The following is a 17,119-nucleotide window of genomic DNA, read 5'->3' as shown; positions in this document are numbered from 1 at the left end:
GAGAACCGATGGACCACGGTGTGCTGGTCGTCAACTTCGCCGCGCTGCACCAGGCCGGCGCGGACATCCAGAAGGCGCTGAACACCCTCGACAGCCAGCTGGGGCAGCTCGAACGCGATGCCGCGCCGCTGGTGGCGAGCTGGAACGGTGAGGCCCGGCAGGCGTACGAGCAGCGGCAGGCGCGCTGGCGCTCCGCCTCGCAGGACCTCCAGGCGATGCTGCGCGACATCAAGCTGGCGGTGGAGGACTCCGCCACCGACTACCTCGACACCGAGAAGAAGAACGTCGGCCTCTTCCAGTGAGGCCCGGGCGGGCGGCGGTGCCGGACGACCTCGTCCGCACCGCCGCCCGCGTCGTCCGGGTGCGCGGCCGGGCTCCGGAGCCGGTCAGGCGGGGCGCCACCGGCGGCGGCTGCCCCTCGGCAGCACCACGGCCAGCAGCACGGTGACCGTCGCGACCGCCCCGGTGACGCCCGCCACCAGCAGGGCCCGGTGTCGGGCCGTCGCCCGTCGGGCCTGCCGGGCCGCCACCGCCGGGTCGACCCGCTCCGCCGGCAGCACCGCCGCCCGAGCCGGACGCGCGCCCAGCCGGCCCGGCGTCTCGGTGACCGCCCGGTACGGGTTCAGCGCCCCCGCGCCGTACCCGCCGTCGGGGCCCGGGGCCGGATCGGTGCTGCCGACGATCCGCCGCGCCACCTCGGCGGCGGTCAACTCGGGGCGGTACTGCCGCAGCAGCGCCGCCGTGGCGGCCACGAAGGGCGCGGCATAGCTGGTCCCCTCCGCCCGGTGGTGACCCTGCTCCGGGGCGGCCATCAGCACGTCGGTGCCGGGGGCCACCAGGTCGACGTAGGGGCCGGTCTGCGAGAAGGGGGCCCGCACGCCGTCCGGCCCGATCGCGCCCACCCCGAGCACCCCGTCGTACGCCGCCGGAAAGGGGCGGGGGTCGCCGTTGTCGTGCAGGTTGCCCGCGGCGGCCACCACGACCACGTCCCGGCGTACCGCATAGGCGACCGCCGCCCGGACGGCCGGGTCGTCGGCGTAGAGCACCACCGACAGGTTCAGCACGTCGGCGTGGTGGTCCACCGCCCAGCGGATCGCCCGGGCGAAGTCGGCGGCCCCGACCGTACGCCCCGACTCCCGCCCGTCGACCACCTGCTGCTCGCTGACCCGTACCGGCAGGATGCGGGCGTCCGGGGCCAGCCCCCGGAAGGCGACGCCCGGGCGGGGCGAGGCGGCGATGATGCTCGCCACGCCGGTGCCGTGTCCGGCGCAGTCCCGGGTGCCGTCACCGCCGGGGTCGAGGAAGTCGGCGCCGTCGAGCACCCGGTCGGCGAGCTGGGGATGCCGGCGGTCCACCCCGGAGTCGACCACGGCGACCACCACGCCGGCTCCGGTGGCGAGCGGGGTGAGCCGGTCCGGGGCGTACCGTTGCTGCGGCCAGGGCTGGTCGGCGACCGGCCGGGCGGGGGCGGGCGGGTCGGCGCAGCCGGGGACGGCCCGGGCGGCTGCCGGCGCGGCCGGCAGGGCGGCGACGAGGAGCGCCGCCAGCGCGGTGAGGGCCGGGCGCGCGGTGGGCCGGGACATCGACGGCCTCCGTATCGTGTCGACTCCGGAACGCGATGTTAGCGCCTCGTCCGCGACGCGGTCGGCCGCCGACGGCCAAGCATTGTGATCTTGATACCACCTTGTAGGTTGTACGCGATGCCTATGGCCTGTTGGCGGGAGGAGAGGTGGCCGTGACCGAATGGGAGCCGGCCACCGAGGCCGAGGCGGAGATGCAGGACGCGCTGCGCGCCCAGAACCAGGAACTCTACTTCCGCATCCTGACCCGTACCGAGCTGTTGCTGCCGGTCTCGGCGGAGGCGCTCGCCGGGCGGGCCCCGATGGGCTGGGGGACCTGGACCACCGGCGGCCGTACGCACGTGCTCGCCTTCACCTCCGCCGCCGCGATGCGGGCCTGCCTCGGGGAGCACGCGGGCACCAGCCGACGCGCCGCGTACGCCGACCTGGCGGCCGACTGGCCGAACCACGAGTGGTGGTTGGCGGTCAACCCCGGCCTGCCGATCGAGGGCTACCTGCCGGCCTGGTTCGTCGCGCAGCTCTCCCGCGGCGACGTCCGGCTGCCCGGCCGCACCATGGGTGCCCGTGCCCGGCTGGAACGCGCGGAGAACGCCGCCCGCGCCCGGGCCGACGCCGCCGGCCAGGACGCACCCGTCTCGCCCGCGCCGCAGCCGGTCCCGGCGGCACCCCGCCGTCCCGCCACCACGCCCCCCGAACCGTCGACGGTGCCGATTCCCACGGTCCCCGCCGCACCCGTCCCGGCAGCCGCCCCCACCCCGCCGCCGGTGCCCGCCCCGGCCGTTCCGCCGCCCGTGGTGCCCGCCCCTGTGGTCCCGCCGCCCGTGGTGCCGGCCCCGTCGGTGCCGGCCGCGGCCGTCCCGGCCCCGCCGGTGCGTACCCCCGCCGGCCCGTCGCCGGTCCCCGGTGGCGCGGCGGGGCAGCCGACTTCGAACGGCGCGCCGGCCGGCGCGATGCCGCCTCCCGCCCGGGTGCCCCTGCGGCGGGCCACCGAGGAGGGCGGCCACCCGCCCGACGCCGCCGGTGCCCGCCCCGGACGGCCCACCCCGCCGCCGCGGTCGCCGCTGCGCGCCGAGCAGGGCGGGGAGAGCGTCAGCGGTTGGCTCGACGACCTCCGGGGTCGACCGGACGAGCCCGACCCCTTCGGGGCGGGCACCGCCGCCCGGCCCGGCGGGGAACCGGCCAACGGCCGCTCCGGCGAGCCGAGCGGGCGTTCCTTCTTCGAGCCGGCGTCCGGCCGCAGCCGCCGGATGTCGCCACTGGACAAGCCGCGCCGCGCCGGTGACCGGGCGGTCCCGCCGTCCCGCCTCGGCCAGGGCGGCCAGGCGTTCCCGCGTCGGCGCCCGCTGAGCGAGCCGGTGCGGGACGAGCCCACTCGGGCCTTCCGGTTCGACGCGCCCGAGGAGGCTGATCGGACGACGCCCCGTCCCGAGGCGCCGGGCGGGGAGCCGACCGTGGCGTTCCCGGCGGCGACGCCGACCGACGAGACCACCCAGGCGCTGCCCCGGCGTCGGCCGCCCTCGGCGGAGCCGGCCGAGCAGACCGTGCCGATCCCGCCCGCCCCCGCGTACGACCCGGTCGACGAGCCGGAGGAGCTGCCCACCTCGATCGCCGAACCGGTCTCCGGGCCGCCGGCGTCCCGACGGGGCTTCTCGCCGATCGTCATCGAGGGCACCGTCATCGAGTCCCGCGACCTCGACCTCGCCGGGCCGGTCAGCCCGGCCGCCGCCACGCCGTGGGCCGGACCCACCCCGGCGTCGGTCGTGGCGGACCCACCCGTCGCCCCCTCGCCCGGCACCTCCGCCGCCGCAGCAGCCGACCCGGTGCCACCCGTCGACACCGAGCCGCCCGCGGCGGGCCGGGCCGACGCGGAGATGCCCGTGGCCGACCGGGCCGGTGCGGTCGACGCCGAGTCGTCCGCGGCGGGCTGGGCCGGTGCCGAGGTGCCCGTGGCCGACCGGGCCGGTGCCGACGACGCCATGCCGGCGGCGACCGGGGTTGCGCCGTCGTTCCCGGCCGACGACAGCACCCTGCCGCTTGACGTGCCGGCGGAACAGCTCCGGCCCGACACCGTCGAGCCGGTGGACGAGCCGGTCACCGAGGCGGTCCCGGTGGGGCCCGCGACGGTCGACTTCCTGCCGGCCAACGAGGTCGAGGAGGACCTGCTCGGTGCGGCCGGGAGCGGCAGCACCGACACCTTCCTCTCCACCCTGCTGCTGGCCCGGGTGCTGCTGCCGGTCGCGCCGGACTCGCTGCCGGGCAGCCGGCCGGGGGAGCCGGGCTTCGTCTGGCACACCGAGGAGCTGGACGGCGAGACGTACGTGGTGGTCTACACGTCGCCCGAACGGCTCGCGGACCGGACCGACGGGGCGGTCGACACGGTGCTGGTGCGGTTCGTGCAGCTGATCCGGCGTTGGCCCGACGAGAACTGGTCGTTCGCCGTCAACCCGGGCACCCCGGTCGGCGCGAAGTACCCGGGCGAGCAGGTCGTCGGGCTGGCGAACTGGGCCGCCGAGGTGGGGCTGGGCGACGACGCGGAGAGCGAACCGGAGCAGCCCGCCGCCGAGCCGGTGAGCCGGCCCCGGCCCGCGCCGCCCGCCGTCGACCCGACCCGGCCGGTGACCATGCAGAAGGCGGTCGCCCCGAGTCAGCTCGCGTACTACCTGGAGCGCGGCTACGACCGGGTCTCCGGTTTCGTGCACCGGGCCAACGAGCTGGCCCACCTGAACAGCCCGGCCCAGCTCTACGACGCCCTCGGCCTGGGCCATCCCGACTCGCCCTTCACCCGGGACGCCGCCGAGATCTACGTGCTGCGCTGGCCGGCGCACCGCCCGAGCCTCTACCGCATCCCCTACGGCGGGCAGAGCGAGGCGGCGATGCGGGCCATGGAGGGCTGGGTCATCGAACGTCCGCCGTTCCGGGGCAACGGGTTCGCCCCGGGTGAGAGCAGCGACGTGGTGGCCGAGTTCAAGGTGGACAGCGCCCGGCTGCCGCACGGCGCGCAGCTGTGGCGGATCGGGTCGGACGGCAGCGAACGGGTGATCGCCATCCTGGACACCGACGCGCTGCTCTGGCGACAGGTCGGTGCGCCGTGATCCGGGACGGTTACGTGGCCCGCTGGCGGGGCCGGGAATACCTGGCCAGCCCCGACGGGGACGACGTGCGGCTCTATCAGCCGGAACCCGGTGAGGGCTTCGAGGAGGTCCGCCCCGGCCGGTACGTCCGGGTGCTGCCGCTGACCGAGGTCGACGACCTGGCGTACGTCCGGACCACCTGCACCTGGCAGGGCCAGCCGTTCATCGTGCTCGGCGAGCACGAGGGCTGGCTGCGGGTGGAGTACACCGGTGGTCGGTGGCCGGTGGCCCGGGCGATGGGGCTGGAGGTGTTCGACTTCGGCGTCTACCAGGGCTGGGCGCCGGCCGGCGAGGTGGCCGACCTGCGCGAGAAGCGGGTCTGACTCAGGACTTGGCCCAGCGCAGGATCTCGCCGAGCACCACTTCGGGCGCCTCCACGTGCGGGAAGTGGCCGACCCCGTCGAGCAGCCGCCACTCGTAGGGGGCGGTGACGTAGCGGCCGGAGCCCTGGGCGGTGCGCGGCAGGGACGCCCGGTCCAATGCGCCGTGCAGTTGGAGGGTCGGCGTGACCAGCGGCTTCTGCATGAGCTTGATGAACCGGTAGCCGTGCAGCCGGAGCACCGAGCGGAACGCCCACCGGTAGCCCTCCAGCGCGCAGAAGGCGGCCTGCGGGATCCGCATGGCGGCCCGGCAGCAGCGCGCGTACTCGGCGAAGTCGGGGCCGTCGACCCAGCGCGGCCCGCCCCAGCGGCGCAGCGTCTCCTCGACGGCCGCCGCGTCGTCGCGGGTCAGCACGTGCTCGTAGCGGGGGAGCTGGAACCGCAGGGCGGGGGTGGAGGCGGCGAACTGGCCGCGCGGGTCGGCGAAGATCGCCGCGCGCAGTCGCAGCGGGTGCGGCGCGCCGAGCACCACCAGCCGGCGGACCAGGGTGGGGTGGAACGACGCCGCCGTCCAGCCGATCAGGCCACCGGCCCCGGTGCCGACCACGGTCGCCGCGCGCTCGCCCAGCGCCCGGATCAGCCCGGCCACGTCGGCGGCGAGGGTGTAGCCGTCGTACCCCCGGGGCGGCTTGTCGCTGGCGCCGTAACCACGCAGGTCGACCGCGACCGCCCGGAAGCCCGCATCGGCGACCGCCGGCAGCAGCTCCCGCCAGGCCCACCAGTATTCGGGGAAGCCGTGCAGGAAGAGCACCATCGGGCCGGTGCCGGCCTCGACGACGTGGAACCGGCTGCCGTTCGCCCCGACGAACCGGTGCGTCCACGGTCCCTCGGTCAGGACGCAGGACTCGTCGACGGGTCCGCCTTGCTGCTCGGTCATGTGCCACAGCCTAGGACCCGGCCGACCGCTGTCCGTCCCGACGACCCGGACCGGTACGGAACCGGCGGTCGACGCCTCAGCCGACCGGCTCGATTTTCCGTAGCTCGACCCGGGTGCCCGGCCCGCAGTCCACGCCGCTGACGGGCGGTCCGATGGTGACCCGGACCCAGGTCCCGGTGCCCCAGGTGCCCATGTTCTCCCCGTGCAGCGCGTACTCCCGGCCGTCGTCGGTCACCAGGCCGTAGCAGGGTCCGGTGCCGCCCCGGGTGATCCGGCCGGCGAGCAGGTCCGAGCGGCGCACGTCGGTGGGGTTGTCGGGCGGTCCGGTGGGTCGCGGCAGCGTCGGCAGGTCGGTGGAGGAGAGGGGCGGAGGGGTACGCCCCGACGGCGCGACGGAGGCCGGACCGCCGGGAGAGGCCGACGGGCCTGCCGTGACCGGCCCGTCGGAGGCGGTCGGTCCGCCGGTGCCTCGGGACTGCTCGGCGCCCACGGTGTCTCCGTTCTCCGGCTGCGCGCAGCCGGTCAGGGTCAGGGCCAGCAGGGCGGCCAGGGTGACGTACGGCGGGATGGCGCGGGTGGCGGGCACCCAGGTCTGACGGTGCCGGCGACGCACCGGTTCCCGGTGCGCGGAAAGGGCGATGCCCGGGCAGGTGACCTGCCCGGGCATCGTCTGTTGCGGTGTTGCGCTGATCAGCGGATCAGGAGAAGCGGACCTTCATCGAGGTGCCGTCCTGCTCCAGAACCTTGATCTTGGTGCCGGTGGCCGGGAGCTTGACGCCGTGGTTCGGCAGCTCCGGGAACCAGTACTGCTTGGTGTCGTCGAACACCGGCTGCGCGGCCTGGCCGCGGATGTACTGCGGCACGCTGTTGATGTGCAGGGTGAACGAGTCGGCCTTCTTCAGGCTGAACGGCGCGTCGTAGACCTGGACGCGGGCCCGCCAGGGGTTGCCGGTCAGGTTGTAGATCGGCCGCGGGTGCGCGTCGATGATCATGTTCCGACCCTCGCCCGGGTGGGCGAACGTGTCGTTGTCGGCCCACCGGAGGTTCCAGTAGGAGATCAGCAGACCCGTCTGGTACGCGTAGTGGTCCACGTAGTCCGGCTTGGTGTTGGCGTAGCCGAAGTAGTACGGACCGGTCTTCAGGTACTGGTCGTACGAGACGTACGACCGGTTGCCCGCGATGTAGTAGTTGTCGAACTTGCGGGTGTAGGTCTCCGCCACGATGTCGAAGCCGTTGAGGGCCCAGTCGCCCGCGCCCGCCTCGGCACCGTCGCTGAGCAGGGTCTGCCCGTCGGCGGTGACGGTGATCGCGTCACCGTAGAAGCCACCAGCGGAGAAGCCACCGTCGGTCTGGTAGCGGAGCCGGAACTGCACGACCTTGCCGGCGACCGCGTCCATCGGGATGTTGACGTCGACCCACTGGTCGGCGCTGGAGCCGTCCAGGGCGTAGCGCCCGGGGGAGATCTCCTTGAGCGCCTTGCCGTTGGCCGTGCCGGGCAGCGAGACCCAGCTCTGGCCACCGTCGGTGGACGCCTCGAAGAAGAGGTAGTCGTAGTCCTCTTCGATGTTGTAGCGACCCTTCATCGACAGCGCGGCGGTGGTCTTCCCGGTGAGGTCGATCGTCCGCGTCATCGAGTTGTTCAGGTCGTCGTCGTTGCCCGAGAAGAACTGCTTCTCACCCTCGAACGGCTTGCCGTTCTGGAAGGTGTACTCCCGCTGCGGCAGCACCACCACGGCAGCCTGCGCCTTGGCGGAGTTGTACTCCTGCGGGCCCAGCTCCAGGGTGCGCTTCTGGCCGGCCTTGATGGTCTCGTAGTCGAGCCAGCCGAGCTGGAGCTTGTTCCAGGCGCCGAGGTCGCCGGCCCGGTTGCCGATGCTCTGGTCGCCCTTGGCGCCGAGCCGGCTCTGGGCCATCAGGGTCCAGTGCTCGTTGTTGTTGTCCCCGCCCGAGGTGACGTTGTAGTCGTCCGGCAGACCGAGGTCGTGGCCGTACTCGTGGACGAAGACGCTCCGGCCGCCGTTCTCCGGCTGGATGGTGTAGTCGCCGATCCAGACGCCGGTGTTGCCGATCTGGGTGCCGCCGGCCGGGAAGTTGGCCGGGCCGGTGTTGCCCTGGTCGGACGCGAACGCGTACCAGCGGTGGCTCCAGATGGCGTCCTCACCCTGCAGCGGGTCACCGTCGGCCTGGTCGCCGCCGGCGTGGACGATCTGGAAGTGGTCGATGTAGCCGTCCGGCTCGTTGAAGTTGCCGTCGCCGTCGTAGTCGTAGCGGTCCCACTGGTCCATCGACTTGACGTCGGCAGCGATCTGCTCGTCGGTGCGGCCCTGGGCCTTCTGGTCGGCGACCCACTGGTTCGCGGCGTCACGGACCAGCGCCCAGGTGTTGGTGCAGGTGGTCGAGGGGCAGGGGTAGCCGTTGGAACGGCCGTACCGGGCCTCGTTGTACTTGACCTTGACCCAGTTGGTGACCTCGCCGTTGACGCTGTAGCGACCCGAGGACTGCGCCTCGTAGTACTGCTTCAGCGACTCGTCGCCCTGACCGGTGCCGAAGTACAGCTTGCGGAAGTAGTCCGCGCTGTAGTTCGGCTGCCAGTTGGTGGAGTTGTCCACCGCGCGGTCGGGCTGCGGGATCTGGTTGTGCAGCGGACCGTCGAACCGGGTCGGGCCCGGGGTGGCCGGGTCGGTGTCCTGGTCCGGGTAGTTCGGGTGCCGCTCGTTGCCGAACTCGGTGAGGATGACGAAGATCTTGTCGGTGCGCTCACGGGAGAGCTCGACGTACTGATCCTTCGTCTGGGCAGCGGCGCTCGCCTTGGTGAGCCGGGCGCCGGCGTTCTCGGCCTGCTTCTTGCCGACCTTGACGACCGTGCTGCCGTTGATCTTCTGCGCCTTCGCCTTGCCCGAGAGGACCTCGCTCAGGCCCTCCTGGCGCAGCGCCCGCCGCTTGGTCTCGAGCGGGTTGGGCAGATCGTGATCAGTCTGCGCGGGCTCCGCAACCGACGGAGCGGCCGACGGCAGCTTGGGCGTCGGCGCCGCGCTGGCGGACGTGCCCGTCACCAGTCCCGTCGCCGTCAGCGAAAGCCCGAGCAGACCCACTGCGACTTTGCGCACGTGGTACCTCCGGTGTGAGGGAACCGGCCCTACGGGGGTACGGGCCGGTGAAGACGTCCCACGAGTGGGACCAAAGTGAACATAGACACTCCCGTGACTGGTGGGAAGACAGTCGCGTCGATTTGTTGCAACTTTTTGATGGGAACGCTTTTCAGCGTCACATCAGCCACTCGTGATGTCCGCGGTGAGCTGGGAGAACGCCCCATCGGTGGAATGCAGTGAAGACCTTCGATCACCCCGGAAAGCCGAAAGGGCCGATGGCGTTTCCGCCATCGGCCCTTCGACGTACTACCCGATCAGTTGGTGACCTTGACGACCATGTCGCTGGTCGGGGTGGTGCCCTGCTGGAGGATCTCGATCTTGGTGCCGGTACCGGCCACCTTCACCGAGTTCCACGGGTTGTTGCTGTTCCAGTACTTGTTGATCCCGTTGTCGGTGAACACCGGGGTCGGGTCGAGCTGAGGCACGGTGACCGCCACGCCGTTCTTGTGGAAGGTCTGCGCCGGCTTGGCGTACAGGCTGAACGTCGCGTCGTAGCCGTTGCGCCGGTTGCTGATCGTGCCCTGGTTGCCGACCTGGATCGCGCCGGAGCGGACGTCGACCGGCAGGTTCAGGCCGTAGCCCGGGTGCTGCGACGTGTTGTTGTCGCCGTACGCGTAGTTCACGTACCAGACCAGCAGGCCGGGCTGGTTCGCGAACCGCTCCACGAAGTCCGGCCGGGTGTTGCCCCAGCCGAAGTTGTACCCACCGGTCCGCAGGGTGTCGTCGTAGCCGACGTAGGTCCGGTTCTCCGCGATGTAGAAGCGGGGGTACGAGTCGCTGACCGAGCCACCCATCCGGGTGAAGCCCTTGGCCGTCCACGCGGCGTCCAGCGTCTCCGCGTCGTCCGAGAAGGCGACCGCGCCGTTCTTGGTCAGCGTGATGTTGTCCAGGAACGCGCCCGCCAGGTGCACGCCGCCGTCGGTGGCGTAGCGGTAGCGGAAGGTCACCGTCTTGCCGGCGTACGCCGACAGGTCGTAGGTCGAGTCGACCCAGGCGCCGCTGCTGGAGCCGGTGATGCCGTTCGCACCCGCCGGGACCAGGTTGTTCTTGACGTCGGCCCAGGTCGCGCCGCCGTCGGTCGACACCTCCGCGTAGAGGTAGTCGTAGTCGGTCTCGATGTCGTACATCAGCTTCGACGAGATCGACGCGGTGGTCGCGCCGGTCAGGTCGAGGGTGCGGGTGAGCGTGGTGTTCAGGTCGTCCGCGCTGCCGCCCCACCACTCGTACGACCCGCCGAACGGCGTGTTGTAGCTCGTGGTCTGGGTCTGGGCGGGCAGGTTGACCACGACAGCCTGGGCCTTCGGCCCGTCGCTGTCACCGGCCGGGCCGAGCGTCACCTTGGTGCCGCCCTTGCCGTACTCGACCGTGCTGTAGTTCAGCCAGCCCAGGTAGAGCTTCGACCACGGGTCCATGTAGCCCGGGGTCGAACCGATGTCGTCGGTGCCGTGGCTCAGCCACGAACCCGAGGACATCAGCGTCCAGAAGCCGGTGCCGTTGTCGCCACCGGCCGTGTCGTACAGGTCCGGCAGACCGAGGTCGTGGCCGTACTCGTGGGTGAAGACACCCAGGCCACCGTTCTCCGGCTCCGTGGTGTAGTCACGGATCCACATCCCGGTGTCGCCGATCTGCACACCACCGGCCAGGTTGCCGGCCGGTCCGGCCTTGCCCTCGAGGTTCGGGAACGCGGCCCACCGGTGCGACCAGATGGCGTCCTCGCCCTGGGCGCCCCCGCCGGCCTCCTCGCCCTCACCGGCGTGCACCGCCTGGAAGTGGTCGATGTAGCCGTCGGGCTCGTTGAAGTTGCCGTCGCCGTCGAAGTCGTACCGGTCCCAGACGTCGAACTGGGCCAGGTAGTCCTTGATCTGCTGCGGCGTCTTGCCGGCCTTGATCTGGGAGTCGTACCAGGACGTCGAGCTGTCCTTGACGAAGTTCCAGTAGCCGTCGGCCTCGGAGATGGCGTTGCTGCCGTACCGGGCCTCGTTGTAGGGGACGGTGACCCAGTCGCTGACGTCACCGTTGACGGTGTACCGACCACCGGACTGCTTGAGGTAGAAGTCCTTGAACGACTCGCCCGAACCGAAGAACATGTCCTGGTAGTGGGCCCGGTTGAAGTCGGACCGCCACAGGGTGCTGTTGTTGTCGGTGGCGCTGCCGTCCCAGTTGCGGTCCGGCTCCGGGATCTGGTTGACCACGGGGCCGGGGGTGCCGCCGGTACGGGGGTCGGTCTTGTCCCCGAAGTTGACCAGCATCGTGAAGATGGGGTCGGTCTTCGGGGCCTGCTGGTACTCGACGAACAGGTCGTCCTTGACCTGGATGACCTTCGAGCCGTTGCGCGTCTGGAGCTTGGCCTTGCCCTTGAGCAGGTCGGCGACCGCCTGCTTCTTGACCTCCCGCTGCTGATCCGCCTTCGGATCGGGCAGGTTGTCCTTGCCGTGCTTGGCCTTGTCGACACCGGGGGTGGGCTCCGCCGCCGTGGTGGCGGACGCCGGGGTCGTGACGACGCCGGCTGCCAGCAGCGCGGCCGCGGCCGAAGCCAGGCCCGCCGTGACTCGTCTCCTCAAAGGTCCTCCTCCTTTGTGGAACTGTTACATGACAGAGACAACCAGGGCCATCACTGTCATGTCATGCGTCACCCACAATGACAGAGGTTTCCATCGTTGTCATCGGTCAATCATCTGAGGCGTGGGGCATCTTTTCCTGACAAAAACGGACTAGATAGGACAGGAATTTGGCACCGACTCACATTACGTTTCGGCCACGATCACTCTTCGTAACCGTGATTATGAGGTCCCCTAAGGGGAGCGCCGACGGGTACGAAAATGTCACACCAAAAGTGCGCCGGAGGATGGGTGGCGTAAGAAACGGCGGGACCCGTCCGGAGCAGTGTGCTCCAGACGGGCCCCGCCGTGTGTCCCGTCGGTCCGACGGGCCTCAGCTCATGGCGACCCGCTCAGCTCACGGAGTGGCCGAGGTGACGTAGACCGTGGCGTACGAGTTGTCCTTGGCGGCCCGCTTGACGGTGATCGAGACGCCGTAACCCACGCCCTGGTCACCCGGGTTGCCGGTGCCCAGCACGATCGCCCCGCCGCCGAGGGTCGCCCCGTAGTACGCCGTCGCCGGCGTCCCGTCGGGGTTCACCACCCGGGTGGAGTACTTCGCGTTGCCCTTCGACGGGACGACCACCGAGGCGTCGTTGTCCCGGGCGTACGGCGCACCGTTGCGGATCTCGATGCCCGGGTACCAGCCCCTGGCGTCGGTGAACGCGGACACCGGCGCCTGGGCGGCGAAGTCGGTGCAGTACTCGCTGTAGAGCTCGTTCGCGGCCTCCAGGCACTCCTTGAAGGGGTACGTCGGGTTCAGCGAGAACGTCGCGTTCGACGACTGCGGCCGGCTGGGCAGGTTGTCCAGCACCGACGGGTCCTTGGCGGCCGCCACCCCCTGCCGCCGGTACGGGTCGAAGTGCGAGTCGACGATCAGCAGGCCACCCTTGGCGCCGTAGCTCGGCAGCGCCGTCATCTGCGCGGTGACGTGGTTGACCTCGCCCAGCACCGTGTCCCGGTACCAGACCAGCATGCCCGGGGCGTTGTACGAGATCCGGTCGACCTTCCACGCCTCGTGCGAGTAGATCGTGTCGTACGCGTACTTCAGGCCCCTGTCGAAGCCGTCGAAGTTGCGCCACTCGGCCAGGTAGTACTGCGCCTTGACCTGGGTGCCGGCGTCGACGTGCCAGCCGGCGCCGGTGGTGTCGGTGAACGTCCCGCCGGTCTGCGTCCAGCCGGCCGTGCCGCCCTCGACGTCGTCGCTCCAGGTGGTGGCGCCGCCGCCGGTGACCGAGAAGTCGTCGGCGAACCAGCCGCGCTCCACGAACGCCTCGTCGGTGGCGTAGCGCAGCCGCACCTGCACGGTCCGCCCCGCGTACGCCGACAGGTCGACGTAGTCGTGCCGCCAGCCGCCGCTGGTGCCGGTCAGGCCGTACTTCTTGTTGCCGTAGTCGACCATCCGGCCGTTCGGGTCGGCGTAGCCGTCGTTGGTGGTGACCAGCTTGCCGGTGGCGTCGTAGACCTTCTGCTCGGCCCAGGTCGCCCCGCCGTCGGTGGACACCTCGACGAAGCCGTAGTCCCAGTCGGCCTCGACGACGTAGTTGTTCCACATCCAGAACTTCGCGTCGGCCGCGTTCGGGACGGCCACCTGGCGGCTGAGCTTGACGTCGGCCCAGTTCTGGTCCGCCCCGCCGTACCACATCTTCGCGCCGCTGTGCGGCTGGGCGAGGGTGATCACCTTGTCCGGCAGGTTGACCTGGAGGCCGTCCCTGGTGCCGACCGGAGTGTTCGAGGTCTGCCCCAGCTGCACCGAGCGGGCGTCGTCACCGGGGTTGATCACCTGCGGCTCGGCCCAACCGAGCACCCACTTGTCCCAGATGCCCATGTGGGTGGGGAGCGCCTGGAAGATCTCGCCGCTGTGCGAACCCGACGCCATCAGGTCCCAGAAGTCGACGTCCGAGTCGGCGTTGCCCGAGGTGTCGTAGAGGTCCGGCAGACCCAGGTCGTGACCGAACTCGTGGGCGAACACGCCCACCCCGGCGTCCTCCGGCTGCACGATGTAGTTCGACACCTTCAGGTTGGTGCCGGGGATGGTGTAGCCGCCGGCCACCGTCGAGGAGTGCGCCCAGACCGAGTAGACGCCCACGTCGCCGCCGCCGCGGGACTTGCCCTGGTTGGCGTGCACCAGCACCAGGTGGTCGATCACGCCGTCCGGCTCGTTGACGTTGCCGTCACCGTCCCGGTCGCCCTGGTCCTCGATGTCGTAGTCGGCCCACGGGAAGTTCGGGTCCATCTTCGCCAGCGCGTCGATCGCGTCGGTGGCCAGGCGGCCGGCGCCCTGCGGGTTGTCCGGGTGCCCGTTCATCGACTGCTGCCGACCGGCGACCCAGTTGCCGTTCTCGTCCTTGAAGCAGCGGGACGCGGCGTACCAGCCCTCCGAGTGCGGCACGGTGATCCACGGGCTGGCCTGCCCGTCGACCGTGTACGCGCCCTTGGACATCTCCAGGTACATGTTGTGCATGGTCCGACCGGCCAGGCTGATGCCCGGCTTGCCGTCCGGCCCGGTCAGGTCCTTGCGGACCCGCTCGGTGATGCCGTCGGTCGTGTAGAGCATCTTGTCGAAGTGCTCCGGCGAGAAGTCCGGCACCCACATCGAGTTGTTGTCCTGGTGCGGCAGGGTCGCCGGATCCGGGATCGTGTTGTGTCGGGGTCCGTTCTGCACGGTGCCGAGGACACAGCTCCGGTCCTCGAAGACCGTCTTGGGGACCATCACGTTGGTGAAGTCGTCGTTGGCGTGGTCGTTGAACTCCACCAGCAGGGTCAGCAGCTTGGCCGTCTGGGTGCCCTTTGCCTGCTTGATCTGGCGCGGGCTCTGCCCGGTCCGGATCGCCTTGGCCTCCAGCTTCGCCAGCTGCCGGGCGGCCACCGGGTTGCCCCCGGCGAACTTGCGGTCGTAGGCGCGGGCCTCGTCCGCCGCCGAGGTGTAGACCCCGTCGGCGCCCCTGACCTCCTTGCCGGAGCTGTCCGGCTGCACCTCGGGCTCGGCGTAGTTGATGTAGTAGTCGTCCGCCCCGATGGCGGCCCGGGCCGGACCGGACGACTGGGCGGCCGCGCTGCCCGTCACGGTCAGTGACGCGGCCGCGAGGGCGATGGCGGGCAGCGCGACGAGTAGGCGTCGACGCGACCCGGACTGCGGAAATGTGTTCATGCCGCTCCGTTTCTCGGGCATGGGGAGAGGAGTCGGGCGATGCGCTTCATCGATGTGACGACCATCGAAGTGTCCCGACTTGCGTGAAACTAAATGAGAAAGAAGATGAACGACAGGGTTCGGCGGCGGGGGTGTCCGTTCAGCCGCTCCGGTCGCCCCGATCGACCGATGTGACGCCGGTTGCGCGCTCCGGGGCGTACCCGTCAGAAAACGACGGTGGGTGACGGCCCGTTCGGACCGTCACCCACCTGGGGGTACGTCTGCCGTCAGTCCTCGTCGGACTTTCCGCCGCCCATGCCGGAGGAGATCAGGTCCATCACCGAGGAGTCCTGGAGCGTGGTGACGTCACCCAGCGACCGGTTCTCCGCCACGTCCCGCAGCAGTCGGCGCATGATCTTGCCGGAGCGGGTCTTCGGCAGCTCCGGCACCAGCATGATCTGCCGGGGCTTGGCGATCGGGCCGAGCGTGCGGGCCACGTGGTTGCGCAGCTCGGCGATCAGCTTCTCGCCCGCCTCACCGGTGACGTCGGTGGTGCCGCGCGGGATGGCGAACGCGACGATCGCCTGCCCGGTGGTCGGGTCGGTCGCGCCCACCACCGCCGCCTCCGCCACCGACGGGTGGCTGACCAGCGCCGACTCGACCTCCGTGGTGGAGATGTTGTGCCCCGACACCAGCATCACGTCGTCGACCCGGCCGAGCAGCCAGATGTGCCCGTCGTCGTCCTTCTTCGCCCCGTCTCCGGCGAAGTACATCCCCTCGAACCGGGACCAGTACGTCTCGATGAAGCGGCTGTCGTCGCCCCAGATGGTGCGCAGCATCGACGGCCACGGCTCGCGCAGCACCAGGTAGCCACCGCCACCGTTCGGCACCGACTGGCCCTGGTCGTCCACCACGTCGGCGACCACCCCGGGCAGCGGGGTCATCGCCGAGCCGGGCTTGGTCTCGGTGACCCCCGGCAGCGGCGAGATCATGATCGCGCCGGTCTCGGTCTGCCACCAGGTGTCCACGATCGGCAGCGCACCCTTGCCGACGTGCTGCCTGTACCACATCCACGCCTCCGGGTTGATCGGCTCACCGACGCTGCCCAGCAGGCGCAGCGAGCTGAGGTCGAACCCGGCGGGGATCTCCTCGCCCCACTTCATCATGGTGCGGATCAGCGTCGGCGCGGTGTACAGGATGCTGACCTTGTACTTGTCGACGATCTCCCAGAACCGGCCCTTGTGCGGGGTGTCCGGGGTGCCCTCGTACATCACCTGGGTGGCGCCGTTGGAGAGCGGGCCGTACACGATGTAGGAGTGCCCGGTCACCCAGCCGATGTCGGCCGTGCACCAGTAGACGTCCGTCTCCGGCTTCAGGTCGAAGACCGCGTGCGTCGTCCAGGACGCCTGGGTCAGGTAGCCGCCGGTGGTGTGCAGGATGCCCTTCGGGCGGGCCGTCGTGCCGCTGGTGTAGAGGATGAAGAGCGGGTGCTCCGCGTCGAACGGCTGCGCGGTGTGCTCCGGCGCGGCCGTCTCCACCGTCTCGTGCCACCAGCGGTCCTTCGCCGACCAGGCGACCTCCTCACCGGTACGCCGGACCACCAGCACGTGCTCCACCGACGGACAGTTCGCCACCGCCTCGTCCACCGTCGGCTTCAACGCCGACGGCTTGCCCCGGCGGTAACCGCCGTCCGCGGTGATCACCACCTTGGCGCTGGCGTCCTGGATCCGGTTGGTCAACGCGTCGGCCGAGAAGCCGCCGAAGACGACGCTGTGCGTGGCGCCGACCCGCGCGCAGGCGAGCATCGCCACCGCCGCCTCCGGGATCATCGGCAGATAGATCGCCACCCGGTCACCGGCCTCGACACCCAGCTCGGTCAGGGCGTTCGCCGCCTGACAGGTGAGCCGGTGCAGGTCGGCGTAGGTCAGGGTGCGGGTGTCGCCCGGCTCGCCCTCCCAGTGGATCGCCACCCGGTCGCCCCGGCCCGCCTCGACGTGCCGGTCCAGGCAGTTGTACGCCACGTTCAACTGCCCGCCGACGAACCACTTCGCGAACGGCGGGTGCGACCAGTCCAGCACCTCGTCCCACTGCTTCGCCCAGGTCAGCCGCTCGGCCTGGCGCGCCCAGAAGCCCAGCCGGTCCTCGGCCGCCTCGGCGTACGAGTCGGCGGTGACGTTGGCGTTCGCGGCGAGTTCGGCCGGCGGCGGGAACTGGCGCGTCTCGTTCAACAAGTTGGCCAATGCCTCGCTCATGCGGGAACTCCTTCGTCGCGTGA

At 71.1% G+C, this 17,119-nt stretch carries 10 protein-coding genes; 3 read left to right on the top strand and 7 right to left on the bottom strand.

Features of this window, described 5'->3' with window-relative positions; all coding sequences use genetic code 11:
* The first annotated feature begins 8 nt into the window (after nucleotides 1-8).
* The gene (locus tag ABUL08_RS21960) at nucleotides 9-302 is read left to right on the top strand and encodes a WXG100 family type VII secretion target (RefSeq protein WP_350931850.1); all 294 of its coding nucleotides are present in this window, start codon (nucleotides 9-11) and stop codon (nucleotides 300-302) included.
* 84 nt (nucleotides 303-386) lie between these two features.
* Here the strand turns inward: ABUL08_RS21960 and mycP are convergent, their stop codons facing one another.
* On the bottom strand, nucleotides 387-1,583 hold the full coding sequence (gene mycP, locus ABUL08_RS21955; protein ID WP_350931849.1) for a type VII secretion-associated serine protease mycosin: 1,197 nt from the start codon (nucleotides 1,581-1,583) through the stop codon (nucleotides 387-389).
* A 152-nt stretch (nucleotides 1,584-1,735) separates the two neighbouring features.
* On the opposite strand from mycP, the gene ABUL08_RS21950 reads away from it, so the two are divergent.
* Both ABUL08_RS21950 and ABUL08_RS21945 read left to right on the top strand, forming a co-directional pair.
* Complete coding sequence (locus ABUL08_RS21950) at nucleotides 1,736-4,672, top strand: SseB family protein (protein ID WP_350931848.1); 2,937 nt, start codon at nucleotides 1,736-1,738, stop codon at nucleotides 4,670-4,672.
* A complete protein-coding gene (locus tag ABUL08_RS21945) occupies nucleotides 4,669-5,034 on the top strand; it encodes a hypothetical protein (RefSeq protein WP_350931847.1) in 366 nt (121 codons plus the stop codon). Before ABUL08_RS21950 ends, ABUL08_RS21945 begins: the two co-directional genes overlap by 4 nt.
* A gap of 1 nt (nucleotide 5,035) precedes the next feature.
* Here ABUL08_RS21945 and ABUL08_RS21940 read toward each other — a convergent pair whose 3' ends face one another.
* From ABUL08_RS21940 to acs, 6 genes are all read right to left on the bottom strand, one after another.
* Entirely contained in the window at nucleotides 5,036-5,968 is a 933-nt protein-coding gene (locus ABUL08_RS21940) for an alpha/beta fold hydrolase (protein WP_350931846.1), read from the bottom strand.
* A 76-nt stretch (nucleotides 5,969-6,044) separates the two neighbouring features.
* On the bottom strand, nucleotides 6,045-6,635 hold the full coding sequence (locus ABUL08_RS21935) for a hypothetical protein (RefSeq protein WP_350931845.1): 591 nt from the start codon (nucleotides 6,633-6,635) through the stop codon (nucleotides 6,045-6,047).
* 31 nt (nucleotides 6,636-6,666) lie between these two features.
* Nucleotides 6,667-9,060: an immune inhibitor A domain-containing protein gene (locus ABUL08_RS21930; RefSeq protein ID WP_350938764.1), complete on the bottom strand. Its 2,394-nt coding sequence runs from the start codon at nucleotides 9,058-9,060 to the stop codon at nucleotides 6,667-6,669.
* A 311-nt stretch (nucleotides 9,061-9,371) separates the two neighbouring features.
* A complete protein-coding gene (locus tag ABUL08_RS21925; RefSeq protein ID WP_350931844.1) occupies nucleotides 9,372-11,678 on the bottom strand; it encodes an immune inhibitor A domain-containing protein in 2,307 nt (768 codons plus the stop codon).
* Nucleotides 11,679-12,072: 394 nt separating this feature from the next.
* Nucleotides 12,073-14,865, bottom strand: a complete 2,793-nt coding sequence (locus ABUL08_RS21920; protein WP_350931843.1) for an immune inhibitor A domain-containing protein — start codon at nucleotides 14,863-14,865, stop codon at nucleotides 12,073-12,075.
* Between the two features lie 266 nt (nucleotides 14,866-15,131).
* Nucleotides 15,132-17,096 (bottom strand): acetate--CoA ligase, encoded by a 1,965-nt coding sequence (acs, locus tag ABUL08_RS21915; protein WP_350931842.1) that lies wholly within the window; start codon nucleotides 17,094-17,096, stop codon nucleotides 15,132-15,134.
* Nucleotides 17,097-17,119 lie beyond the last annotated feature (23 nt).

Origin of the sequence: Micromonospora sp. CCTCC AA 2012012, from assembly GCF_040499845.1 — a bacterium.
GTDB classification, from domain to species: domain Bacteria; phylum Actinomycetota; class Actinomycetes; order Mycobacteriales; family Micromonosporaceae; genus Micromonospora; species Micromonospora mangrovi.
This window is presented reverse-complemented; position numbering and strand designations above follow the sequence as displayed.